At 41.0% G+C, this 25,455-nt stretch carries 19 protein-coding genes; 14 read left to right on the top strand and 5 right to left on the bottom strand.

The window, feature by feature from the left end; genetic code table 11:
- Positions 1-7 precede the first annotated feature (7 nt).
- Positions 8-826 (bottom strand): SDR family NAD(P)-dependent oxidoreductase, encoded by an 819-nt coding sequence (locus tag NSTC731_RS04255; protein WP_445629765.1) that lies wholly within the window; start codon positions 824-826, stop codon positions 8-10.
- 349 nt (positions 827-1,175) lie between these two features.
- On the opposite strand from NSTC731_RS04255, the gene NSTC731_RS04250 reads away from it, so the two are divergent.
- The 8 genes from NSTC731_RS04250 to NSTC731_RS04215 all read left to right on the top strand — a co-directional run bounded on the left by NSTC731_RS04250 (position 1,176) and on the right by NSTC731_RS04215 (position 10,169).
- Positions 1,176-1,316, top strand: a complete 141-nt coding sequence (locus NSTC731_RS04250; protein WP_445629764.1) for a high light inducible protein — start codon at positions 1,176-1,178, stop codon at positions 1,314-1,316.
- 381 nt (positions 1,317-1,697) lie between these two features.
- Entirely contained in the window at positions 1,698-2,459 is a 762-nt protein-coding gene (gene crtW / locus NSTC731_RS04245) for a beta-carotene ketolase CrtW (protein WP_445629763.1), read from the top strand.
- A 113-nt stretch (positions 2,460-2,572) separates the two neighbouring features.
- Complete coding sequence (gene cofG / locus NSTC731_RS04240; RefSeq protein WP_445629762.1) at positions 2,573-3,553, top strand: 7,8-didemethyl-8-hydroxy-5-deazariboflavin synthase subunit CofG; 981 nt, start codon at positions 2,573-2,575, stop codon at positions 3,551-3,553.
- Positions 3,554-3,848: 295 nt separating this feature from the next.
- Entirely contained in the window at positions 3,849-5,174 is a 1,326-nt protein-coding gene (locus NSTC731_RS04235) for an ATP-binding protein (RefSeq protein WP_445629761.1), read from the top strand.
- On the top strand, positions 5,171-5,782 hold the full coding sequence (locus NSTC731_RS04230; RefSeq protein WP_445629760.1) for a hypothetical protein: 612 nt from the start codon (positions 5,171-5,173) through the stop codon (positions 5,780-5,782). The genes NSTC731_RS04235 and NSTC731_RS04230 overlap by 4 nt, the downstream gene beginning before the upstream one ends.
- 22 nt (positions 5,783-5,804) lie before the next feature.
- A complete protein-coding gene (locus NSTC731_RS04225; protein ID WP_445629759.1) occupies positions 5,805-6,779 on the top strand; it encodes a tetratricopeptide repeat protein in 975 nt (324 codons plus the stop codon).
- A gap of 327 nt (positions 6,780-7,106) precedes the next feature.
- A complete protein-coding gene (gene hflX, locus NSTC731_RS04220; protein ID WP_445632013.1) occupies positions 7,107-8,852 on the top strand; it encodes a GTPase HflX in 1,746 nt (581 codons plus the stop codon).
- Between the two features lie 435 nt (positions 8,853-9,287).
- Entirely contained in the window at positions 9,288-10,169 is an 882-nt protein-coding gene (locus tag NSTC731_RS04215) for a 2OG-Fe(II) oxygenase (RefSeq protein ID WP_445629758.1), read from the top strand.
- A 477-nt stretch (positions 10,170-10,646) separates the two neighbouring features.
- On the opposite strand, the gene NSTC731_RS04210 is transcribed toward NSTC731_RS04215, so the two are convergent.
- Positions 10,647-11,012: a hypothetical protein gene (locus NSTC731_RS04210; protein ID WP_445632275.1), complete on the bottom strand. Its 366-nt coding sequence runs from the start codon at positions 11,010-11,012 to the stop codon at positions 10,647-10,649.
- Here NSTC731_RS04210 and NSTC731_RS04205 point away from each other — a divergent pair.
- The 4 genes from NSTC731_RS04205 to NSTC731_RS04190 all read left to right on the top strand — a co-directional run bounded on the left by NSTC731_RS04205 (position 10,978) and on the right by NSTC731_RS04190 (position 14,514).
- Entirely contained in the window at positions 10,978-12,177 is a 1,200-nt protein-coding gene (locus NSTC731_RS04205; protein ID WP_445629757.1) for an XDD4 family exosortase-dependent surface protein, read from the top strand. The genes NSTC731_RS04210 and NSTC731_RS04205 overlap by 35 nt on opposite strands.
- Positions 12,178-12,697: 520 nt before the next feature.
- Complete coding sequence (grxC, locus tag NSTC731_RS04200; protein ID WP_190893995.1) at positions 12,698-12,970, top strand: glutaredoxin 3; 273 nt, start codon at positions 12,698-12,700, stop codon at positions 12,968-12,970.
- 231 nt (positions 12,971-13,201) lie between these two features.
- Positions 13,202-14,176 (top strand): glutathione synthase, encoded by a 975-nt coding sequence (gene gshB, locus NSTC731_RS04195; protein WP_445629756.1) that lies wholly within the window; start codon positions 13,202-13,204, stop codon positions 14,174-14,176.
- 191 nt (positions 14,177-14,367) lie between these two features.
- Positions 14,368-14,514 (top strand): hypothetical protein, encoded by a 147-nt coding sequence (locus NSTC731_RS04190; protein ID WP_445629755.1) that lies wholly within the window; start codon positions 14,368-14,370, stop codon positions 14,512-14,514.
- 258 nt (positions 14,515-14,772) lie between these two features.
- On the opposite strand, the gene ftsZ is transcribed toward NSTC731_RS04190, so the two are convergent.
- The 3 genes from ftsZ to NSTC731_RS04175 form a co-directional block, all read right to left on the bottom strand.
- Positions 14,773-16,089, bottom strand: a complete 1,317-nt coding sequence (ftsZ, locus tag NSTC731_RS04185) for a cell division protein FtsZ (protein ID WP_445629754.1) — start codon at positions 16,087-16,089, stop codon at positions 14,773-14,775.
- A 60-nt stretch (positions 16,090-16,149) separates the two neighbouring features.
- On the bottom strand, positions 16,150-16,437 hold the full coding sequence (locus NSTC731_RS04180) for a hypothetical protein (RefSeq protein ID WP_445629753.1): 288 nt from the start codon (positions 16,435-16,437) through the stop codon (positions 16,150-16,152).
- Between the two features lie 728 nt (positions 16,438-17,165).
- The gene (locus tag NSTC731_RS04175) at positions 17,166-17,999 is read right to left on the bottom strand and encodes a cell division protein FtsQ/DivIB (RefSeq protein ID WP_445629752.1); all 834 of its coding nucleotides are present in this window, start codon (positions 17,997-17,999) and stop codon (positions 17,166-17,168) included.
- An 897-nt stretch (positions 18,000-18,896) separates the two neighbouring features.
- Between NSTC731_RS04175 and NSTC731_RS04170 the strand changes: the two genes are divergently transcribed.
- Positions 18,897-20,228, top strand: a complete 1,332-nt coding sequence (locus tag NSTC731_RS04170; protein WP_445629751.1) for a P-loop NTPase fold protein — start codon at positions 18,897-18,899, stop codon at positions 20,226-20,228.
- 89 nt (positions 20,229-20,317) lie between these two features.
- Positions 20,318-25,366, top strand: a complete 5,049-nt coding sequence (locus NSTC731_RS04165; RefSeq protein ID WP_445629750.1) for a WD40 domain-containing protein — start codon at positions 20,318-20,320, stop codon at positions 25,364-25,366.
- The last annotated feature ends 89 nt before the right edge of the window (positions 25,367-25,455 follow it).

The raw sequence follows: 25,455 nt of genomic DNA, 5'->3' as shown, positions 1-25,455 counted from the left end.
GCAAAAATTAATTATCCTGATTTTTCAACCCTTGCCGCGAAACCCACTTTATCAAACCAGGAAACAAGCGATACAAAGCTTGCGAGAAATTCGCCGAACCAACCATCACTTCCGATTTCTTATTCTTGACTGCATCCCAGATAGCATTTGCCACATCTTCAGGCTTCTCCACTACCGGATTTTTCAGCACAACCTCAAGCTGTCCACGGCGAGTTTGAGCATCTTGCTTATCCTTGCCCCGAAAAACTGCCCGTTCCATTAAAGTACTCTTAATTAAATTCGGATAAATCCCACAAACATGAATCCCCTTTGGCTGTAGTTCTGCTTGTAACGCTTCCGTCAACCCTGTCACCCCAAACTTGCTAGCGCAATAGGGCACTAAGTAAGCAGTTGGTACCTTACCGCCAATGGAACTTAAATTAACTATAGTTCCACTACCCCGCTGGAGGAAATGAGGTAGAAGGGCATTAATTGTGTGGATATATCCCCATAAATTAGTGTCTATAATTTGATGCCAATCACTGAGAGAAAACTGCTCTACTGGCCCTGATGCGAAAATGCCTGCATTATTTATCAACACATCGATATAACCATAATGCTCCAATGCCTTTTGTACCAATGTGTCTACTTGAGATGCGTCAGTGACATCACAAGTGACAGTCAATGGTGCTGCACGACCAAGCCTTTGTAACTCCTGCGCTACAGCTTCCAAATGGTCAGCAGAACGAGCTGCAATTACAAGGTCATATCCTTGCCGAGAAAATAAAAGAGCTGTTGCTTTACCAATACCTTCAGAAGCACCTGTAATCAATACCGTAGGAGCCATACTATTATATATAAGTAGTGAATTTAAAAATATTATTTGCTCTTTCTTTATTATTATTTTGAGCAATAACATTCCAGAAACCTTCTAACTTTCGTTAGATTTTGATGATATCCAAAATAGTGATTTAACGATATTATAAGTTTTCATTCGCATCTGTTTGGTAAAAATACCTCTACTCTATAGAGTAATAAAAACTATTACTGAACTTTTGTTAGATAAGTATTTCCTAAATATCTTCAAAATCTCATTCTTTAGAGTTGTTTCTACTTTAGGACTAGAGACAGATAGCGCCAAATAAGTAATTTAAGTAATATGAACAATGTAATTAGCTTCTTAAGAAAACTTCACAATGGCACTTTATCCTAGTGATAAAACTGAAACTGCATACAATGGTAAAGACCGCAATGCTAGTGACCTTGGGTTAACTCCTCAGTCTGAACTTTGGAACGGTCGCTTGGCTACGATCGGTTTTCTAGCTTACCTACTTTGAAATCTCAATGGTTATAGCGTCGTGCAGGACGTACTTCACCTGATTTCTTAAACTCCCCGTTAATTATTGAGCGTCTTTGTTGCAGGCTTAGATTCTATCCAAAGTATCAAATATAAGGTATTGATTATAATAAATACTTATTTTACCAGTGTTTTCACTTATATCACCCAACCTTTTAACCAAAAACGGTTTTTAGAATAGCATCAGATTGTGTAATAATAGTTAAAGTATCTCAATATTTATACATATTTTTGTTTGTTGGCATTGTCCAGTGTAATACATTTACCACTAACACAGTTTTCTGGCTAGTAGTTAGTTGTTTTTGTAATGACTATATTTTATTTTTGGAATTTTCACCTGAATGCTAGGCGGAGTAAAAGTGTGATCGAGTTAGAACAACCACCCAGCGATCAAACAAAATTGACTTCATTAGTGAAAAGTAAATCTCACTTTAAAGGACTTTTCATTGCTATTGTCATTGTTAGCGTATGGATCATTAGCCTGAGTTTATTGCTTTCCCTTGACATCTCCAAATTAAAATTTTGGATGTTATTGCCCGTTATACTATGGCAAACATTTTTATATACGGGATTATTTATTACATCTCATGATGCCATGCATGGGGTAGTGTTTCCCCAGAACACCAAGATTAATCATTTTATTGGGACATTAACTCTATCTCTTTATGGTCTTTTACCATATAAAAAATTATTAAAAAAGCATTGGTTACACCACCAAAATCCAGCAACTCAAACAGACCCAGACTTTCATAATGGTAAAGACAAAAACTTCTTTGCTTGGTATTTTCATTTTATGAAAGGTTACTGGAGTTGGGGACAAATGATTGCTGTAACTCTTATATATCAGTTTGCTAATCACATGCTTCATATACCCCATACTAATCTAATAACTTTTTGGGTGCTTCCTTCGCTTTTTAGTTCATTCCAATTATTTTATTTTGGTACTTTCCTTCCACATAGCGAACCAATCTCAGGGTATATTCAGCCTCATTGTGCCCAAACGATTAACCGTCCAACTTGGTGGTCATTTCTCACGTGCTATCATTTCGGCTATCATCAAGAACACCATGAGTATCCTCATGTTGCTTGGTGGCAGTTACCAGAAATTTACAAAGCAAAATAGTTCTTATTCATCTAGTAAATAAGTGGACGTGAATAATTAAAGGTTTGTAGTCAGTGTCTATAACTATTAAAATAAGTCTGGGGCTGCCTACTAAGAGCAAATTTATTCTGCTTATGCCAATTAATAATTCTCGTCTTGTCACCTATAGCCCTGCTTATACAATCGTTCCCACTTACGAGTGCTTTAATCGGTGTAGCTACTGCAACTTTCGCAGCGAACTGGGTAAAAGTCCCTGGATGAGTATTTCAGATGCAGACAGTATTTTAAAACCACTTCAAAACGAAAAAGTCTGTGAAATTCTTATACTCAGTGGTGAAGTGCATCCCCATTCGCCAAAGCGTCAGGCGTGGTTTGAGCGGATTTATGATTTGTGTGAATTAGCGCTTTCAATGGGGTTTTTACCTCATACAAACGCGGGGCCACTGAGTTTTGAAGAAATGCAAAAGCTCAAGCGTGTGAATGTTTCGATGGGGCTGATGTTGGAACAGTTAACGCCAACATTGTTAAATAGTGTACATCGGCACGCACCGAGTAAATTACCAGAAGTCCGTTTACAGCAATTGCAATGGGCGGGAGAGTTGCAGATTCCCTTTACAACTGGGTTACTGTTGGGAATTGGGGAAACCGTTGATGATTGGTGGGAAACATTAACAGCTATATCTCAAGTGCATCAACGTTATCACCACATTCAAGAAGTTATCTTGCAACCTCATAGTCCAGGATATCAGCAAACCTTTGATGCACCACCTTTTGACCCTCATAAGTTACCAGAAGTAATTGCTAAAGCACGTCAGATTTTACCGCCAGATATTACGATTCAAATTCCGCCGAATTTAGTTAAGGATGACCAATGGTTACTTGCTTGTATCGCAGCTGGTGCGCGAGATTTGGGTGGAATAGGGCCAAAAGATGAGGTGAATCCCGATTATCCTCATGTTCAGGAACAGGCATTAAGAGGAATTTTACAACCTGCGGGGTGGGAATTGATGCCCCGTTTGCCAGTTTATCCGCAGTTTGATAGCTGGTTGCCGGGAGAATTACAAACAGCGGTGAGACATTGGCGAAAGACTTTAACCCCAGTTTCTCTTTTGTAAGAATAGGGAAGTAGAGATTTTCCCATCTCGTAGTAGTTTTTTGCTGACGAGTATTTGAACTGGATGAATCCACCTTTTATCTCCGTTGACGAGTATTTGAACTGGATGAATCTACCTTTTATCTCCGTTGACGAGTATTTGAACTGGATGAATCCACCTTTTATCTCCGTTAACGAGTGTTTGAATTGGATGAATCCACCTCTGAACTCCGTTAACGAGTGTTGGAATTGGATTCATCTACCTCAATTCTGTATGATCTCGATTATTATGAGCATCATTGCTATATTTTTTACCTATGGTTAATAGTACTGACTTACTCGCAAACCTCTACAACGCGTTTAACCCCTTTGAACCCTTACCCGCAGGCGATCCAAAATATGTAGATTGTCAGGATGTGCGGGGAGATGCGGATATTGAGCAAGAGTTGGGAAATCGAATGCGATTGGCAAATACAAATACTTGCCAATTGTATTCTGGTCATCGGGGTGCGGGGAAGTCTACAGAATTACTCAGGTTAAAGAAATATTTAGAAAATCGGCAATTTTATGTTGTGTATTTTGCGGCTGATGAAGAGGATATCGATTCTGAAGATGCCCAATATACAGATATACTCCTCGCCTGTACCCGCCGTTTGCTCAAAGATTTAAAAGAAATTGCTAGTCCTCGTCCAATACTTAACTGGTTAAAAAGTCGTTGGGAAGATTTAAAAGATTTGGCGCAGACTCCCATAGAGTTTGAGAGTCTGGAAGTAGAAACCCAACTTGCTCAGTTTGCCAAGTTGACGGCAAATTTAAGAGCTGTTCCTGAATTACGCCAGAAGATTCGCCAAAAAGTTGATCCTTACACCGTCACTTTAATTCAGGTGTTAAATGAGTTCCTGGTGGATGCAAAACAGCACTTACCTAATGGCTACAATAAACTGGCAGTAATTGTCGATAACTTAGACCGGATGGTGTTAGTCAAAGACGGAGAACGCACCAACTATGAAGAAGTCTTTTTAGACCGTAGCGAACAACTTCAAGCTTTAGATTGCCATTTGATTTATACTGTCCCTATTTCAATGGTCTATTCTACAAGGGCAACAGACCTCAGAGATATATACGGCGATCCCCAAATTTTGCCGATGATTATGGTAAACACTCTCAAGGGAGAAGTTTACCAACCGGGACTCAAGAAAGTTAAAGAAGTAATTAACAAGCGAGTCCGGCAAATTGCACCCGAACTATCACTAGAAAAAGAAATTTTCGACAGTCCCGAAACCTTAGACAGACTTTGTTTAATGAGTGGAGGTCATGTGAGGAATTTGCTATTGTTAACTCAAGATGCCATTGGACGCACTGAAGAGTTACCTATTTCAGAAAAGGCGGTGCGACGAGCAATTACTCAAGCCAGAGATACTTATCGCCGCGCTGTCGAAAATCATCAATGGTGTCTGTTAGCAGAAGTGTCTTGTTCTAAGCGCATTATTAATGATGACTTGTATCGGAGTTTGATGTATAATCGCTGTCTTTTAGAATACCGCTATTTGGATGATGATGGAGAGATGCAGCGTTGGTATGATATTCATCCATTGATTCAAGGAATTCCAGAATTTAAAGAAGCCGTAGCGAAACTTTCATGAACCCAAATTTAACTGATTGGGATGATGATTTACCCCCAGAACCAGAAGAAGCTTATCAAGATTTGCTTCGCGCACTGAAGCGAAAATCAGGATTTGGTTTGTTTTTTGTCCAATGTACACCTGTGGAAGCCGACAATTTGATTGTCAAACTACCTCAAGAGATTCCGCAGAAGAAGATTGAAGTTTTGCGCTTGGTTGAGGCGATTGATAATTTATATCAGCCAGTAGCAGAGTTTGTTAAAGACAAGCAAGTTGATATTTTATTGATTAAAGGCTTGGAATATTCTTTATATAAATATGAAAAAAGAAGTTTTGGCGAAATTACAGAGGGACAATTTAGCAATTTAACTAGTATTCCACATATTTTAAATCACTTAAACCAACAGCGAGAACGCTTTAGAGATGATTTTTCATTTAGCTTTGTTTTCCTTTTGCGTTCATTTTCGATAAATTATTTTATTCATCGCGCCCCAGATTTTTTTGATTGGCGTTCAGGGGTGTTTGAATTACCTACAACGCCAGAAGTAATAGAACAAGAATCAAATCGCCTGCTGTTGGAAGGAGACTATGAGGAATATTTGAAACTTAGCCCCGAAAAAAAAAATTGAGAAAGTTATAGAAATTCAAGACTTGCTGACGGAAAAACATCAGCCAGATAATCAGAAGCCACCTTTACTATTTGAACTGGGAAGTTTATTATATGCTGCTAAGGAATACAAAGCAGCGATCGCATCCTATGACCAAGCACTGAAAATAAAACCTGATTATCACTATGCTTGGGACAGAAAAGGTGATGCACTACATAAATTAGGACGTAATGAAGAAGCGATCGCATCCTATGACCAAGTACTGAAAATTAAAGCTGATGCTCACGAAGCTTGGAACAATCGGGGCATTATACTGGGCTATCTAAAACGCTACGAGGAAGAAGTAGTATCTTACGACAAAGCGATAGAAATTAAACCAGATTATCAGGAAGCTTGGTATCACCGAGGTATCGCGCTTAAAGACTTAGGTAAATGGAAGGAAGCTCTCGCTAGTTGGGAAAAAGCGATAGAAATAGAACCAAACGACCACTCAAGCTTGGACTGGCAAGGAAATGCTTTAGATATACTAGGTCAATCTGAAGAAGCAATAATCTGTTATGACCAAGCCCTTGCCCTCAATCCCAAACATCCTCATGCTTGGTATAATCGAGGCATTGCACTAGGCAATTTGAGACGCTATGAAGAAGCGATCGCATCCTATAACCATGCACTGAAAATTAAATCTGATGACTACGAAGCTTGGAACGGTAAAGGTAATGCCTTATTTAATTTAGGATGCTTTGAAGAAGCGATCGCATCCTATGAGCAAGCACTGAAAATTAAACAAGATGATTACGAAGCTTGGTATTATCAGGCGGCTGCATTAATTAAATTAGGCCGCTGGAGAGAAGGAAATAGCAGTATTAGCAAGTTAATTGAAATTAATCCAGATTTTGCCAGAGAAATGTTTCATATCCAGAATAAACAAATTGTCACTAGTTTGCTGCGAAAATTAGGATTGAAAAAATTAGCTCAAATTTGGACAAATTTCTTAACAAGGATTGGATTTAGGTGCTGATTTAGCAACCTTGATATTAGAGTTTATGGTTTTGAGAATTTTAGCTCATCTTGCGATCGCCTTCATAGTTAAACAGAAGAGGAACTTATATCTGATTTAGCGAATGCTTGAAAGTAATATAATTGTTAAATTTTGTTGTGAGGCGGCGCGTGTTGTTACCATTGCTCGATTTGTGAATTATTACCACCAAAATCGCTTTATTAAATAAATACCCATCGCGAACAAATTCACAATGCATCCCTCAAAGGAGAGAGATAGCAGCCTAAACCCTGTTGTAAAATAGACATATAAGAATTCGGGGGGCCATTTCACTGGTCATAAACGCCTATAGAAACTATTTTTGGAAATCTCCAAGGTCTGAAGTCCAGCCAGCTGAAGCAACTACAGCGGCTGTATCACCAGCGCATACCAGGCGATCGCATCACTACGCCTGAGTTTTCCCAGCGTCTGGCAGCAATTAGCACAGAAGTAAATCAGCCTGTGTGCGCCTACATCAACCGTCGCGGACAAGTGATTCGCGTCGGCGTAGGCACACCGCGTCAAACGCAAATACCACCGATGGAATTGCCGCGTTACGGTGCAGAACGACTCAGTGGTATTCGTTGTATTGCCACCCATCTCAAGCCAGAACCGCCCAATGAAGCGGCACTCACGGCTATGGCACTACAACGTTTAGATGCCCTAGTTGTCCTAAATATTACCGGAACCGGATTTACACGGCGGGGCGGCGGGGCAACTGGGTATGTCAAAGAAGCTTATCTAGCTCATCTGACACCCCAAGAGTCTCGCACCCTGATTACTAGTCCTGCTGCTCCCAAGGTAGAGGAAAGCCAAATCCAATCTCCAAGTTGGAATATATCGCCACCTCTAGACTTGGACGAGCTAGCAGAGCAGGATTTAGTAGACTTAGTGGAAAATCTGGAAGCAGAATTCCAGCGCGAATATGTCGCCCAGGAAGTAGATGCTGACCACGATCGCGTGCTGATTGTGGGGCTGATGACCAGTGAGATGACTCCGCTACAATTTCAAGACACCCTAGTAGAATTGGCACGGTTAGTTGATACCGCTGGGGGAGATGTATTACAGACAATACAACAAAAGCGATCGCGCGTTCATCCTCAGACAGTAGTTGGCGAAGGTAAGGTGCAAGAAATTGCCCTAACTGCCCAAACACTAGGAGTCAACCTCGTTGTCTTCGACCGCGATCTCTCACCCTCCCAAGTCCGCAATTTAGAAATGCAAATTGGTATTCGGGTGGTTGACCGCACCGAAGTAATTTTGGATATCTTTGCCCAACGCGCTCAATCTCGTGCTGGGAAGTTGCAAGTAGAACTAGCACAGTTAGAATACATGCAACCGCGACTGGCTGGTAGAGGTCGCACCATGTCCCGATTGGGTGGTGGTATCGGGACTCGTGGTCCTGGTGAAACCAAACTGGAAACTGAGCGCCGTGCAATTGGACAGCGTATTTCCCGACTGCAAAAAGAAGTAACTCAGTTGCAAGCCCATCGTTCGCGGTTACGGCAACGAAGACAGCATCGAGAAGTTCCTTCAGTTGCTTTAGTTGGATATACCAACGCTGGCAAGTCCACTTTGCTGAATGCTCTCACTAATGCAGAAGTTTATACAGCCGACCAGTTATTTGCCACTCTCGATCCGACTACCCGCCGTTTGGCGATTCCTTATGGCGAAACCAATGAACATCAGGAAATTCTGATTACAGATACGGTAGGGTTCATACACGAACTGCCTGCATCGTTAATGGATGCCTTCCGTGCCACCTTAGAGGAAGTCACAGAAGCCGATGCCCTACTACATTTGGTGGACTTATCTCACCCTGCTTGGTTGCGTCATATTCGCTCAGTCAGAGAAATTTTGGCGCAAATGCCAATAACTCCTGGTCCGGCGCTAGTGATTTTTAACAAGATCGATCAAGCCAATAGTGAGACACTAGCTCTAGCTAGAGAAGAATTCCCCTTGGCAGTATTTATTTCCGCGAGTCAGCGCTTGGGATTAGAAACCCTACGTCAGCGCCTTGCCAAGCTGATTGAATATGCTGTTGATTCCCTGTAAATACTGAAATAAATTTTTAATTTTCTAGTTGAAAATGCCGTAGTTAATAGGAACTATGGCATTTTCTATTAAAAATAATAGATACTTCTACTTTACTAAAGCTTTATCGGTTTATGTGGAATTTGCTGAATGACAATATTATAAAAGACGTGCTAAAACAATTAATTAATGGTATTTTTCTGGTTCGTAGCTAATACAGTAATCGATTTATCACTAAATAAATTCAATTACATATAAAGATTTAAGTATTGAACTTGTTCTTAATTAATTTTATACAGCAGAATTTAGAATTTAGGAGTAAAACACACTTTATATCTGGGTAACAGATTTAGCTTGTGTACCTCACAACTTTAAATCTGCTGTAAGTACTGTATTAATCTTTCAATATGACTTTTAGAGTTATCTCATTTATCAACATTATAGAAAGAAAGGTATATGCAATTAGCTTCACAGCAATTTGAGTCAAAAGATGTGAAAGTACAGCTTCTTTTAACTGGAGGACATCAATACACCGTTTATTTAAAATCAGATGCAACTGTACTGCATAGCCTTTTAACAACAGTTGTGGCTCGCGCCTACAAACAAGAATCTGAGTTACAGAATTTATTCCAAATTCCCATCAATGAAGGTCGCTCGGTTTTATGTTTTCCTAGCGAACATCTTATAGGTGTGGTTACAGAACCCCCAATCTTTGTACAGCAATCAGAGAAAGTAGAATTGCAAAATGATTATATTTTGGCTTCTGATTATATACAAATAGATAATTTTCTTAAACCAGAAGAGCACAAAAATTTACTCAAATACGTCCTTAAAAAAGAGTCTGATTTTTTGCCAAGCAATACTTCTACCAACGATGTTAACTATCGCCAATCAATGGTTGTCTATTCATTTCCTGAATTTTCTGAACTAATATTAAAGAGAATTCAAGCAATGATTCCTGATATTATGAGCAAGTTAAACTTACCATTATTTTCTATATCACAAATTGAAAGCCAACTAACTGCACATAATGATGGTAACTATTATAAACTTCATAATGATAATGGCAGTCCAGATACTGCTACTAGAGAATTAACATATGTTTATTACTTTTATCAAGAACCAAAATCATTTTCTGGTGGAGAGTTACTGATCTACGACAGCAAAATTGATAATAACGTATATGTAAATGCTGAGATATTCAAAACAGTTGAACCTCGCAATAACAGCATTGTATTCTTCCTCAGCCGTTATATGCACGAAGTATTGCCTGTGAGTTGTCCCTCTCAAGCTTTTGGAGATAGTCGATTTACTATCAATGGCTGGGTGCGTAGATAAGCAAATTCAGTATAATCACTGTACACTACCACAATGAATATTTAACTTTAGGGAAGGCGATCGCCTTCCCTAATTTCTTACAAACTCATAGCTAATCGACTTTCTAAGTAATATCTTTCATTGACTTATAAAGAGTTTATCAATATTGATTAAGTAATTTATTTATTATTTTTAAATAAAGATTTAATTTCCCAATTAGAACTAGAATTATTACGTAATTTTAATAGATTTTTTTGTAGTATAAATACTTAATCAGTATATTTGATTAAATATAAACCATTTATTGTTCGTGTATTAAATTTTTGATAAAGCTTAAAAAACACAGTACTAAATCTCTTTTTTGTGTGTCAATTTAGATTAGAAAATGATGTCCATGATGCTCGTATAAACATCATTATTAGGAAGCTTTTTCATATCTTGTTTAAGACAAAGAGGTTTGATTTACATGTCTCAAGCTTATTCAAAAAAAGTAATTGGTTATATAAGTTGTGGTCTATTATCATTCACCTTAGCTTTAGGGTCACAACTACCCCAAGCACAGGCCGGCAACGGTAACGGTAATGGTAACGGCAACGGCAACAAAAATACACCAGCACCTGCACCAGCGCCAGTACCTGCACCAGCGCCAGTACCTGCACCAGCACCTGCACCAGCGCCAGCACCTGCACCAGTTCCAGCGCCAGCACCTGCACCAGCGCCAGTACCTGCACCAGCACCTGCACCAGTTCCAGCACCAGCGCCAGTACCTGCACCAGCACCTGCGCCAGCACCAGCACCAGCACCTGCGCCAGCGCCTGCACCCAAGAGTTTGGGTTCTATAAGTTTTTCAGCTAAAGGAACCAATACCTACGACAAATCTAATGATCCTCTGGCAGCGTCAGTCCTCTTTAATTATCTAGACAATGGTTTATTGTCACTGACCCTGACTAACAATTCTTCTGTAGGAATTTCAAATCCTTCTGATGTTCTGACCTCAGTCTTCTGGGACTATGCTGGTTCTCCCCTAAACAATTTATCGCTGGTTTCGGCTCTAGCCCCGACAGTAACCTCAAGCGCAGGCTCTACCACTACAAAAAATGTTGATCTTCTCGCTCTAAATGAATGGAAATTGCCAAACACTAGTAATACTGGAGGGCTTCCTGGCATTGACCAACACTACGGTCTGGGTACAGCTGGCTTAGGCATTTTCCAAGGTGGCGGTGGACAGCAATTCAATTACGGCATCATCAGTGGTTACGCTAATGATGCAAATCCAGCCGTGAGTTCGGGGACTTTTGTTCAAAGTTCAGCTACTTTCCTACTATCAGGGCTAACTTCGGACTTTGACATCACTAAGATTGGTAACATCCGTTTTCAGTACGGTACATCACTAAGCGAAACTAGTATAAAACCTGCCACAGCGCCAGCACCTGCTCCAGCACCTGCTCCAGCACCTGCTCCAGCACCTGCTCCAGCACCTGCTCCAGCGCCAGCACCTGCTCCAGCACCTGCTCCAGCACCTGCACCCGCGCCTACACCAGCACCAGCGCCAGCACCCGCGCCAGCGCCAGCACCCGCGCCAGCACCTGCTCCAGCGCCAGCTCCAGCACCTGCACCTGCTCCAGCGCCAGCTCCAGCACCTGCACCTGCTCCAGCGCCAGCTCCAGCACCTGCACCCGCGCCTACACCAGCACCCGCACCAGCTCCAGCGCCAGCACCCGCGCCAGCACCTACACCAGCACCCGCACCAGCTCCAGCGCCAGCACCCGCGCCAGCACCTGCACCCGCGCCTACACCAGCACCAGCACCAGCACCCGTGCCAGTACCTGCACCCGCGCCTACACCAGCACCAGCGCCAGCACCTGCTCCTGCTCCTGAACCTGTACCATCAGTACCGCCTTACTATCAACCCCCTGCACCTCAACCGAAAAAAGTACCTGAACCCAGCACAACCGCAGCATTAGGATTATTTGCCTTGGGTGTTTTCAGACTCAAGAAGAAAAACAAAAAAAATATTTCCCAAAATTAAACCACACTGCTGAGTTTTAGTAAAAGAAAGCTTAAATATGGGTTTAGAAATGCTTATGCTCTTCTAAACCCATTTTTGTTAGAGGTAAGAAACGCTAAACTAAAACTCACCTCAATAATTCCTGCTTTTTAACTAGCACTTAGTAGCGAAAAAATTTGAGCGACAGAAACAATCTAAATATAATTACTGCTATTGCTAGCATTTCAACTGAAATATTATTAGATTGTTAGGTCAGATGCAAAATAAAAATAATCTACATAATATTTGGCTAGCTTAACCTTGGAGTCTAAATAAAGCTGCGTAAATAATTAAAGGTTTGTAGACGCTATGCATAGCTTGCTTTCCCAAAGGGGTACACTACAAACTAATATCAATATTTTTACATTACTTAACATTACTACTTTTCTTTTTGCCTAATTACATCAGCGCCTTCTGTAGATTAGGTTATGAAAGAATAAAGCAGCCACAGTCAGTGGCAAAGCTCTAAAATTAAAAAGTATTAAATCAAGTTGAGGACATCATGGCTGCAAAAGTAGAAATTTACACTTGGAGGACTTGCCCGTTTTGCATTCGTGCTAAAAGTTTGCTGAAAAACAAGGGTGTTGAATTTATCGAATACAGCATTGATGGGGATGAAGCAGCCAGAAATAAAATGGCTCAAAGAGCAAATGGACGCCGTTCTTTACCGCAGATTTTCATCAATGACGATCATATTGGTGGTTGTGATGATATCCACGCTTTAGACAGTCAAGGCAAGCTGGATGAGCTACTAACTTCTAGCAATAGCGTATAGGTTCAGAAGGTATTGCGATAGCGACAAACCACTGCAATTACACGGTAGTCACTACAATTCTAGAAAAATAACACGCTGCCTTGTCTACGGGTTTGCTCACAAAACCAATCTGCCCACAAGACTTTACCCTCCAGATTCTACTCAGCAGTACATATGTACGTCAATTGGTGAGAGCATCAAGAGATAATAATTGAATAACCATTTAATTTCTTGGTGATTGAGGTATAAAGGGTGAAACTGGCTTTTATCATTGATCCCATCCATCTACTTGACCCGTGTCATGATACCAGTGTTGCCCTAATTGAAGCAGCGCAAATCCTGGGACACGAAGTTTGGGTGACTCAAGCAAATCTGCTGAGTGTGGCGGAGGGCAAAGCTTTGGCTGTTCTACAGCGAGTTGAAGTTGTACCAGTACAGTTGGTAGAGGGACGCTGGGTAGCGGCGAATCTTTGGTATAAGTTAAGCGATTCCTTCTTAACTTCTTTAGAGACAATGGACGCCGTATTTATGCGGACAGATCCACCTGTCAATGATTCTTACCTCTATGCCACCTACATTCTGGATTACATTGACCAAAATAAAACCCTGGTGATTAACAGTCCCAGTGGCATCCGAGGGGCAAATGAAAAAATGTACGCCCTCCAGTTTACCAAGGCGATTCCTGAAACGATTGTCAGTGCTGATAAGCAATTTATTCGGCAATTCATGGAAGCAAAGGGGGCAGCAGTTCTCAAACCGTTGGGTAACAAAGCTGGCGAAGGAATTTTGTTTTTGCAATCAGGCGATCGCAATTTTAACTCCATTGTTGAACTCAGTACCCTCCAAGGTAAAGTACCAGTAATGGTACAAACCTATTTACCAGAGGCAAAAGAAGGAGATAAGCGAATTATCTTGCTCAATGGTGAACCAATTGGTGCGCTCAATCGCCTCTCTAGTGGAACTGATTTTCGCAATAATATGGCAACTGGTGGTACAGTCGCTCAAACCCAAATTACGCCAAGAGAGTATGAAATTTGTACCCAAGTAGCCGAACGCTTACGCGAAGACGGCTTAATTTTTGTGGGTATTGACGTTATCGGTGGCTACCTAACTGAAGTTAACGTCACTAGTCCTACCGGAATTCGTGAGATTGACCGTCTAGATGGCACTCGCCTTGCTCATCAGGTTATTCAATGGATTGAACAGAGACTAAAAATCCAAAAATAATTTACATTTATTTTTTTTTGTTTGATGTCCTAACTCTCCAGCAAACAGACTTCTTTTGGACACTTGCGTGGGCTTGTTTCCTAAGCTACTTTTTAAGTAAATATATTTACTTATACAGAAGATGAGTTTAGTGGATCGCAAAGGGTAGATGCATTCATGTATACGATCGCCTGTAATGCTCGTGACGCTCAATGACTCGCTCTAAGCAAAGCCATGCCGTTGGCGTTCGCGTTAGCGTCTCTGAAAGAGAAGCCTCTCGAAGAGAAGGCTTTACGCTGTGCTATTGCCCTTGGCGCTTTTCCTTGGGAGAAGACTTGCTAACACTGCGCTATCAGTGATGCATCCATAGTTGGGCAGGTATTGCTATTGTTTTGTTCTGAAAGCATAGCTGGACATGCAAGCCAGTAAACTCCTGCCCAAATTCATTCTATAAAGTAGCCTTGACAAGTTTTTTTACCAATTGGCAAAATTGGGTATGGCAAAAGATTGCTTATCCCTGCCCTTGGTAAAACCCTGGTGGAAGTAGCAGATTTTATACAGCGTTCAGCCTGACCGGAGACTGCTAAGTTAATCTAAAATCTCAAATTCCAAATCTTTTAATTCCTTGGTGTACGTCGGTTTCTCAGAAAATCAGGGATATCTAATCCAGGTTTTTCCTTTGGTTCTGGAATTGGAGTTGGGGTTGGAGTTGAACTTGGAGCTGAGGTTGGGGGATTAACTGTAGGTTGCTGTGTTGTTGGACGCTTTGAAGTATTAGGTGTTACTCGAACGTTAGCTACGCTTTGTTGTACCGCAGCTTGCACTTCACCTGTAAATCCAGTGGCAATTACAGTAATTCTTACCTCACCTTGGAGCCTGTCATCAATTACAGCCCCAAAAATAATATTGGCGTTGGGATCGACTACCTCATAAATTGCTTCTGCCGCTGCATTAACTTCATGCAAAGTCAGGTCAGTACCACCTGTAATATTAAATACAACTCCTCTAGCACCTTCAATAGAACACTCTAGTAATGGTGAAGAAATAGCTGCGATCGCAGCTTCTCTGGCTCTAGATTTTCCAGAACTAACGCCAATTCCCATCAATGCCGATCCCGCATCTGCCATAACTGCTCGGACATCAGCAAAGTCAACGTTTACCAAACCGGGGATCGTGATGATATCAGAAATACCTTGCACCCCTTGTCGCAGTACATCATCTGCATAACGAAAAGCCTCTTGCACAGGCGTTTGTTCGGGGATCACTTCCAGCAGTTTGTTGTTGGGGATAATGATCAGTGTATCTACTCTACTTTTTAGTCCTTCAATACCTTGTTCCGCTTGACTGGTGCGGCGGCGTCCCTCAAAAACAAATGGACGTGTGACTACACCAACAGTGAGGGCACCCATTTCTTTGGCCACTTCTGCCACGATTGGTGCTGCACCCGTCCCAGTACCACCCCCCATACCAGCAGTGATAAATACTAAATCTGCACCCTCTAAAGCCGTAGCAATTTCGTCCCGTGATTCCTCAGCTGCCTTTTGACCGATCGCAGGATTACCACCTGCTCCTAAACCCCTCGTTAGCTTCTGCCCAATTTGCAATCGACTTGGAGCGCCAGCTAAGGTAAGAGCTTGGGCATCAGTATTAATTGACCAAAACTCTACGCCAGAGACATCAGACTCGATCATGCGGTTAACAGCATTGCCACCACCACCACCGACACCAATCACTTTAATGTTGGCGACCCGACCAGGAACAATCTCACCAATTCGGCTATTTTCCGGAGAAATTTTTTTATTATCGTGATTTTGCCCGAAGTTCAGCCCAGAGTTATTAAAGGGATTGGTCGAGTTCACTGCCAAAGAGAACCCTGGCTGTCCCGTAGATTGGGAATTTTTATAGTTAAGTCCTTGGTTATTATCAAGTGTCATTGGATTTGTAAAAGGGTAGATAAACGACTTTTTCAGGTGTTATTCACCTAAGAGTCAACTTTAGTTTGACAATGCCACAATAATATGGCGTTGTTCTTTATTGTTTTCACTACTGCCAAGCCTAACAGAATTGGCTGTGCGAAAATTTGCTATGGGATGAGCTTTTAACACAGCCGATCGCACAGCCAATTCTAGAGAAGTATACCTATATTCATCTAAAACTGACCTGTATAACTTCAACCAGACATTAATCTCTTGATTATTCTCAGCGGCGGGCATAACTTGTAAAGACATACTACAGCGTATCTTCTCTGCCCCAATAATAATATTGTTAATAAGTTTTACCATTGGGCATAATTGCAGCTTTAGACACAAAATTTACCTTCTATTTACTTATGCTTAAGTTAAACTAAGCAAGAATTTACTTGTCAGACTATACCTGATTAATTTGTTGTTTGGGTGGTCTCAATGGACACTTTGTTGAAGCAATAGTCTATCCTACAAGAACTCTCACTAGTGCGGCCAACAAATCAAGATTTCCTAAGAGATTTCGTCACCTAATAGGAATTACAGCACAGAACAGTCCAAACTTATTGCCCAGAAGCAATGCTTACGCAGTTTTAGCTGGCATTTTTCGTTACAGATTGAAACTTCGGTAAACTGTCTTTGGAAGTGTCCTCAACAGACCAAAGCCAGAGCCTTTTTGCTTCTGCACTTGGATGGCGGCATAAACCGTTCCTTCAGTGACCTCTGCTCACGAGTCTGAATCTGAATGAAAAGCTCAAGCAATGTTCTCTTTTTTGCACTGGGTTTAGTCAAGGAATGTATGGGCAGAAGGCGTTTTGTACGCTATAGACCATCATTAGACTGTCTGACATTTTGCACCCTACTATTAGATGTTAGGGTAACAATTGAGGTTCTGTTACTCGCAATAGAGATTTTATGATTGATTTTCTCATTTTAATTAGAAGTTAATGCCGATTTTCGGGCGATTTGCTGGAAAACTGAAAATAATAAATATATTTATCAGCATAAAGCTTCTTAATTTACTAGGAACTATCAAAATAATAAACACGCTAGATGTTTTTAGGAATTTTGGGAGTTAATTTTTGATCTTTTTGGTTCATTTGTACTAATGGAAGTTCAGGATTTTTCAGATCGATATACTCTATTTGACCAGAATTAAATTTTGTTGCTAAATGACGCATTTGGGCGAGTACCTTAATTTGTTCAGACAATTGGGGACCTGGAACACCAAGATGCACATTTCCTAATTCTGTTTTCAAAATTAAATTTGTTGGATTTTGGCAATCAATTTCCATCACTTTCACGGGACTTTGGCTCACAGCTTCATGGAGTTGAGTCCAGTAAAGACAGTATTGATTTGGCAAGCCAATTACTCTGAGATTGGGTAATTTTCTAGTAGGATTCAGTGATGTATATTTTTCTAAAGGCATCCAGGCCCCACTTGCATCTAGTAAGCCGATTGTTACTTTTTTGTTGCCACGTGTTTGAGTTACTGCTACAGGTACTCGTTCTTGGATTTCAATGATTAATCCAGGAGGAAATAGCCGGCGTCTGACGATCGCTTGGGCAATAGTTGGCTGTTTTTTCAAAGAGTTAGCGATCGCTGACGGTTCAATCCGCCACAAAGACTGAGGATAAGATAGCACCAACAATGACTGAGCTGTTTGATCCGACAGCAATTTATTACCTGATTTGATCGCTATTTGTTTGGGAGCCTTTAGCATCCACATCGGTTGGACTGCCATCCACAACAATCCAGCCGCCAAACCAGTAATGGCAAAGGTTCGCCAAATAGCTTGAATAATTCTCATCTGCCGCTGCCGACGCAATTTCTGACGACGCTGGGCTAGATGCGTGCGGGAAACTGATATTATGCCAGCCATTCACACCCCTTTTTGGTTGCAATCTAAATTCTTTGACAAGCTCGTATCATTATTAATTTCAGTAAACACTGTTGGCATTTTTGAGCCGCTCTCCTCAAGACTTTTTTTATTTTTAATAACACTTTACAGTAACTACACAATGATTATGGCGCTAGTAATTAGTCCTATTAAAGTTTCCGGTGTCCATTTTTAACTGACTGTAGTCTTTTTGACAAGTTATTTTTGAAGATTTTTCCTTAAAGATTACAAAATATTAATTGACATGTGTGGGATTTTGCTTTCTTGACAAATAGAATGTGAAATGATAAATAGGTATTCCTGGATCTCTGTATACCTTGCTATAATTCATACCAGTCACACTCATCAGCTATCCAAACTGAGAACCATGAAAATTTGTAGCTTTTTTTACTTAATTCCTCAGCCATATAATTTTGTGGCAGGTCGAACAGAAGGGAGAGATTGTCAAAACCTCAATAGCAGGTGTAAAAAGGACAGATATGCTTAAGACCCGACAGGTCGAGCGGCACCAATAAAAGATGAAATCCTTGCCAGGTAAGGGTATAGGGGAAGTTCAGAAAAAATCAAGAAAAGTAAAAATAAGTGCGAACATAAACAAATTTCTTTGCAAGCAACGCTGGCGCGAACGTCACTATACCCCACACCCTACACCCCACACCCCAAAGCTTTGTAGATAATGGGTTTGCATTATCTTAGTGCCATTTGCTATTAGGATCAATTAAATCTCTGCCATACTACTGACAGTAATCTGGCAACAAGCACTGTCTTTTGCGAGACACTACTACTTCCTTGCGAATCAATCCTCTATTTACATCCTAGATAGGGATTTATTGTATAAAAAATCCAAACTAAGCTGCATCTACATAAACCTCTACATACATGAAAACGACATTAAATTTGTCACGTTTTTATAAAGCATGTAACCCTAGCTACACGCTAAATATAAGTAACGAACTAGATCGGCAGTATTACATAGATTTTGCTGATGTACGTGGTTGCAAGATTGTCGAAGAATTGCAACGAACGATCGTTCGTATTTCTCCTGACGAGCCAACCTGTCAGTTATTTACGGGTCATATCGGCTGCGGTAAGTCAACGGAATTGCAGCGCCTTAAGACAGAACTAGAGTTGGCAGGATTTCATGTGGTTTATTTTGAGTCCAGTCAAGACTTAGACATGGCAGATATTGATATCAGCGATATTTTGCTGAGTGTAGCCCGTCAAGTCAGTGCCAGTTTAGAAGGGATTAGCATCAAACTCAAACCTGGTTACTTTAGCAATTTGTTTAAAGAAGTAGGCGATTTTTTGCAAAGCCCCATAGAACTTTCTGGACAAGCAGAGTTGTCCTTGGGTATTGCCAAAATTACTGCCAAAACCAAAGATAGCACCCAGATGCGGAATCAACTGAGGCAATATCTGGAACCACGTACCAATAGTATTTTGCAGGCGATTAACGAAGAGATTTTAGAAAAGGCTGTTGAACAGCTAAAGCTAAGGGGTCAAAAAGGACTGGTAGTGATTGTAGATAATTTGGATCGAGTGGATATGCGTCCCTTAGCATCCGGGCGATCGCAACCAGAATATCTCTTCATTGACCGAGGCGAACAGTTACGCCGACTTAAATGCCACCTAGTTTACACAATTCCCCTAACGTTAATTTTTTCCAATGAGTATGAGACACTGAAAAATCGTCTGGGGGGAGGGATTGCACCAAAAGTACTACCGATGGTATTGGTGCGCCAAAGAGATGGCAGTGACTACGAACCAGGAATGTCGCTAGTGCGCCAGTTAGTTCTAGCTAGAGCTTTTCCAGAAGTTCCTTTGAATAACAGACTTTTATTAATTACAGAATTATTCGATCGCTCCGAAACCTTGGATCGTCTATGTCGCGTTAGTGGTGGTCACATTCGTAACTTATTAGGCTTACTTTATAGCTGCCTGCAACGACAAGATCCGCCTTTTTCTAGGGACTGCTTAGAAGCTGTGATTAAGGATTACCGCGACGATCTGCTATTAGCTATTGATGAGTCCCAGTGGGAATTATTGTTTGAAGTAGTACAGCAGCAGAGAGTTAAAGGTGAGTCTGACTATCAGAGCTTACTAAGAAGCATGTATCTGTTTGAATATCGCGATCCTGTGGGGCGCTGGTTTGGCATCAGTCCAGCCTTGGCAGAAACAGAAAAAGTTTTGGCTTGGCAACAAAACAAGTAACAGTCAATTGTCATTTGTTAGTGAACTAATGATTAATGCTGCATATCCAATGCCTAATACCCCATATCCAATGCCCAGCCCCATATCCAATGAGTAATGACAAACAGCTACGTGTCTACACCAAAGAAAATCAGCATACTTTACAAAGATTGATTAGAGCGATCGCACTTTCCGAAGGTCAATTTGCTCTGATTTTAGTTCGATGCAACTATGAGCGATTACGCGAGCAAATGTTAGAGAATATTCGCTCGAACACCAAAGAAATTAATATCAGAGAAATCGTTCTCAATCCATCAACTACTTCTTTACACAGCACAATCATCTCAGAACTATCTTTAGATAATCCTGCCGTCCTTACAGACTCTTTACCGTCTGCTGTCATGATTTTCGGTATTGAGTCAATTACCGACCTCGAAAACTTACTTACAGGTATCAACCAAGCACGAGATATCTATGCTGCTACTTTTCCATTTCCAGTGGTCTTGTGGCTACAGGATGAAGTAGCATCATTGCTTTCAAGATTAGCGCCTGATTTCAAAAGCTGGGCTGCAACCACTATTAAATTTGAAATGGCCAAAGCAGATTTAATTACTTTGATCTCTCAAGAGGAAGAATCTCTATTTGCCAAAGTTTTAGAAGCAGGTGCTGAAACGTTTTTATCTAACGCCTTCCTAGATTTAGATCCAAAATCCCAACACCGCCACGAAATAGAATCAGCGCGTAATGATTTACTACGCCTGTATGGCGTTAAATTAACACCAGGATTAGAAGCTAGTTTAGAATTTGTGTTGGGGCGAGATAAATACGCTAACGATCAAATTAATGGTGCTTTAGCCAATTATCAAAGAAGCCTAGCATTGTGGCAGCAGGAAGCGAGGAGAATAGCAGAGTGGGAGAGTAATTCTTCTTTGCCCCTCTCATGTCCTCAACCTATGCCCTCCTCATCTTTACTTAAGCAAGCAATAGTACTATTCCACTTGGGGCTTTGTTATCACCGAATGGCAGACTTATACCAGAATACTAGTAGCTATTGCGAACATGCCCTGTCGTGGTTTAAACAATGCTTGGAGCTATTGGAGGAGGTACAAAGAGAAGACTTAGTTGCTAAATTCATTTTGCCTGCTTGTGAAATGCTACAACGTTTACAAGCCTGGAATGACTTAAAAGAATTAGCTCAAAAGTCATTACACCTACATAAAATTTATGGAACTCCCGCACAAGTTGCTCAAAATTATGGTTTTTTGGCAAATGTGGCGGCTTCAGAATCGAATTGGGTACTGGCTCATGAATTAGCCAATACAGCGCTTTCTATCTCTGAAGAAGTAACACAAGTTTCTTTGCGAGACGCTTTGCGAAGACGACGACAAGAAAGTTGGTATCTTCTGTTGCTAGCACGCACACAACGGCATTTGGGTGAGTGCGAGGAAGCTATCAATAACTTAGAATGGGCGAGGGTAGTTTGTGAGCTACAACATCAGCCATTACTGTACTTAGAAATTTTAGAGGAACTGCGATCGCTTTACTTTTTTGAGTGTCATAACTATACAGAAGCCTTTAAGCTGAAGCAAGAAAAAATTAAAATAGAACATCAGTATGGCTTTCGTGCCTTTATCGGAGCAAGTCAATTACAGCCACAACGCCCTAGAATTAATCCAGTACTAGAATCTCACAAAATACCGTTTATTCCTGAAGAAATTGCTCAAGAAATATCTGCTTCTGGACGGCAACAAGATGTCAATCGCTTCATTGAAAGAATTGCCCGCGCAGACTACAAACTCACAGTTATTTATGGGCCATCTGGTGTAGGGAAAAGTTCAATTCTCAAAGCTGGTTTAGTCCCAGCACTCAAGGGAAAAGTTATCGGTGAACGCATTCCTATACCGATTGTTTTGTCTGTTTATACTGATTGGATAACAATCTTGAGTAGCAGTATCAATCAAGCATTAGCATACACAGGAATATCGGTTAATATTGACTCTACACCCACCATAATACTAGAAAGAATTCGGCTAGCATCTGAGCGCAATTATACAATAGTTATCATATTAGACCAGTTTGAAGAATTTTTCTTTGTTAGTAATCCTCCTACACAAAGAATAGAATTCTATAAATTTTTTAGTGAATGTTTAAATATTTCTTATGTAAAAATTATTCTTTCATTACGAGAAGATTACTTACATCATTTGTTAGAGTTTGAACGTTTGAGTCAGAAAAATAGTACTGGTTTATATGATTTAGGAGTAATTAATAAAAATATTCTTGATAAGGATATTCGCTACTATTTAGGAAAATTCTCTAGCCGAGATGCCAAAGCCATAATTCACAGTCTTACTCAACGTTCACATTATGAACTAAGTGAGGAATTGATTAACCGATTAGTCCAGGATTTGACAGGAGAACTAGACGAAGTACATCCAATTGAATTACAAATAGTCGGTGCTCAACTACAAATAGAAAACATTACGACACTTGCAGAATATAAGCTTTGTGGTGGCTCGGCAAAATTAGTGGAACGCTGGTTAGGGGAAGTTATCAAAGATTGCGGTCAAGAGAACGAAGATTTAAGTTGGAAATTATTATTTGAATTAACAGATGAAAAGGGGACGCGACCTTTAAAAACTAAAGCTGATTTAGCAGTTGCATTAGTTAATAATTATAATATAGATACGATATCAAGCTTTGACAAAGTTGGAGAACTGATTTTAGAAATATTGGTGGGTTCAGGCTTGGTATTGCGAGTCAGAGAAGAGTTAGGCGATCGCTACCAGTTGGTTCACGATTATTTAGTTGAACCAATTCGCCAAAAGAACAACTATGGTATGCTCGCCGAATTAGAAAAAATCAAACTTGAAAAAACTAGAGCTGAAGCGGCCCAACAACTTAGTCAAAAGCAACTAAATTTGGTATTGCAACGACGACTGCGGGAAGCACGGATAGCAGGTGCAATTCTAGCAATTATGGGAGGAACAATAGCAGCATTATGGTGGCAAGCCGACTTACAAAAAAGAGCAGCAGTCCGTCAAACTCTACGAGCTGAACGTAGTGAAACCAACTTACAAATTAGTGCGATCGCTGCTGCTAGCGAAGCTCTGTTTGCATCTAATAAAGAATTTGATGCCCTCCTAGAAAGTCTACGGGCTTGGAAAGGACTTAAACAAGCTGATGGAGTTCAGCCAGATACCCGAATGCGGGTAGTAACAGCACTGCAACAAGCAGTTTACGGGGTAACTGAGGTTAACCGCCTGGAAGGGCACACTGATGTTGTCTGGGGAGTAACTTTTAGCCCAGATGGTCAGTTGCTAGCATCAGGCAGTAAAGATAAAACAGTGAAACTTTGGCGTCCTGACGGTACCTTACTCCAAACCCTCAAAGGTCACACTGGTGCTGTTACCTGTGTAAGTTTTAGCCCTGATGGTCAAACCCTAGCGTCCGCCAGCATTGACAAAACAGTGCAAATCTGGCACAAAAACCCGGTTACAGATGAATTTGACCCTAAACCATATAAAACCCTGAAAGGATACGGAGATTCGGTTGACAGCGTTAATTTCAGTCCTGATGGTGAGTTGTTAGCTACTGGCGGTAAGGATACAACTGTAAAACTTTGGCACAAAGACGGTAGCCTAGTAAAAATACTGAGAGGACATCGAGGGTGGGTTAACTGGGTAAACTTCAGTCCCGATGGTCAATTCATCGCCTCTGCCAGCGACGACAAAACAGTAAAAATCTGGCGACGGGACGGTAGCCTTATTACAACTTTGCAGGGACATCAACAAGCTGTAATGATAGCTGTTTTCAGCCCAGACGGTAAATTCTTGGCCTCAACAGGTCGAGATAAAACAGTGAAACTTTGGCTCAGGGAAAGTAACAGCACTAAAGACAGTTTTGACTTTCGTCCTTATAAAACTTTACGGCAGCATCGCAGTACAGTGTGGAGTTTGAGCTTTAGTTCCGATAGTAAAAAGTTAGCTTCCGCTGGTGAAGATAAAACCATAAACCTTTGGAGTATTACTGGTACTTTACTCAAAACCTTCAAAGGACACAGCGATGATGTTGTCAGCTTAGCTTTCAGTCCAAAAAACAAATTGCTAGCTTCAGGAAGTTTCGACAAAAGTATAAAACTATGGAGTTTAGATGCTCCCAGACCGTCTATTCTTCAAGGGCATCGGAAGCGAGTTTTGAGCGTTGCTTGGAGTCCCGATGGCCGGATGCTAGCTTCTGGTAGTCGCGATCGCACTGTCAAACTTTGGCAACGATACACCAGCAGTGGCGAGGTCAAAACTCGACTTTACAAAACTTTGGTGGGGCACAAAAATGAAGTTACTAGTGTCAGTTTTGACCCCAAAGGTGAAATGCTGGCTTCAGGAAGTTTTGACAAAACAGTGAAACTTTGGCGGTTAGACGGTACTTTAATCATGACTCTCCACGGACATAGCGATAGTGTCATGAGCGTAAATTTCAGCCCTGATGGTCAGTTTTTGGCTTCAGCTAGCAAAGATAAAACAGTGAAACTTTGGAACCGTGAGGGCAAGTTGCTCAAAACCTTAGTGGGGCATCAGGATGCTGTAAATAGTGTAAACTTCAGCCATAATAGTCAAGTTTTAGCCTCTGCCAGTGATGACCAAACTGTTAAACTTTGGCAACGGGATGGTACATTGTTAAAAACTTTCTCACCCCATGACAGCTGGGTCACAGGTGTCAGCTTTAGTCCCACTGACGAGTTACTGGCTTCTGCCAGCTGGGATAACACCGTAAAACTGTGGCAACGGGATGGGACGTTATTAAAAACCTTATTAAAAGGGTACAGCGATAGCGTCAATGCCGTGACTTTCAGCCCCAATGGTGAATTACTCGCCGCTGCCAATTGGGACAGTACAGTGAAACTCTGGAGTCCTGAAGGCAAGTTAATTAAAAGTCTTAATGGACATCGCGCTGGGGTATTAAGTGTCAGTTTTAGCCCAGATGGTCAAACACTAGCATCAGCAAGTACTGACAACACAATAATTCTGTGGAATTTAAATCTTGACGAGCTGCTTGTTCGTGGTTGCAATTGGGTGGGTGATTACCTTAAGCACAACCACAATCTTGAAGAGCGCGATCGCCTTCTTTGTGATGGGATAATCCGTACAAACCCTTTTTAATTACAAATTACGAATTAGGTTAAAGCCTCAATGAGCAACCGCTCTTAGTTTAGCGGTTGATGAGGCGAGCAAAGTTATTAATTCAAAAC

The sequence above is a fragment of the Nostoc sp. DSM 114167 genome, assembly GCF_052692655.1.
Note: the sequence above shows the minus strand (reverse complement) of the source record. Positions and strands in the feature narration are given on the sequence as shown.

Coding starts and splice junctions, on each gene's coding strand:
- NSTC731_RS04170 (WP_445629751.1), top strand. CDS start 18,897: ATGAAAACGACATTAAATTTGTCACGTTTTTATAAAGCATGTAACCCT.
- ftsZ (WP_445629754.1), bottom strand. CDS start 16,089: ATGACACTTGATAATAACCAAGGACTTAACTATAAAAATTCCCAATCT.
- NSTC731_RS04190 (WP_445629755.1), top strand. CDS start 14,368: ATGACTCGCTCTAAGCAAAGCCATGCCGTTGGCGTTCGCGTTAGCGTC.
- NSTC731_RS04215 (WP_445629758.1), top strand. CDS start 9,288: ATGCAATTAGCTTCACAGCAATTTGAGTCAAAAGATGTGAAAGTACAG.
- cofG (WP_445629762.1), top strand. CDS start 2,573: ATGCCAATTAATAATTCTCGTCTTGTCACCTATAGCCCTGCTTATACA.
- NSTC731_RS04165 (WP_445629750.1), top strand. CDS start 20,318: ATGAGTAATGACAAACAGCTACGTGTCTACACCAAAGAAAATCAGCAT.
- NSTC731_RS04250 (WP_445629764.1), top strand. CDS start 1,176: ATGGCACTTTATCCTAGTGATAAAACTGAAACTGCATACAATGGTAAA.
- NSTC731_RS04235 (WP_445629761.1), top strand. CDS start 3,849: ATGGTTAATAGTACTGACTTACTCGCAAACCTCTACAACGCGTTTAAC.
- NSTC731_RS04175 (WP_445629752.1), bottom strand. CDS start 17,999: ATGGCTGGCATAATATCAGTTTCCCGCACGCATCTAGCCCAGCGTCGT.
- NSTC731_RS04180 (WP_445629753.1), bottom strand. CDS start 16,437: ATGGTAAAACTTATTAACAATATTATTATTGGGGCAGAGAAGATACGC.
- NSTC731_RS04255 (WP_445629765.1), bottom strand. CDS start 826: ATGGCTCCTACGGTATTGATTACAGGTGCTTCTGAAGGTATTGGTAAA.
- NSTC731_RS04230 (WP_445629760.1), top strand. CDS start 5,171: ATGAACCCAAATTTAACTGATTGGGATGATGATTTACCCCCAGAACCA.
- grxC (WP_190893995.1), top strand. CDS start 12,698: ATGGCTGCAAAAGTAGAAATTTACACTTGGAGGACTTGCCCGTTTTGC.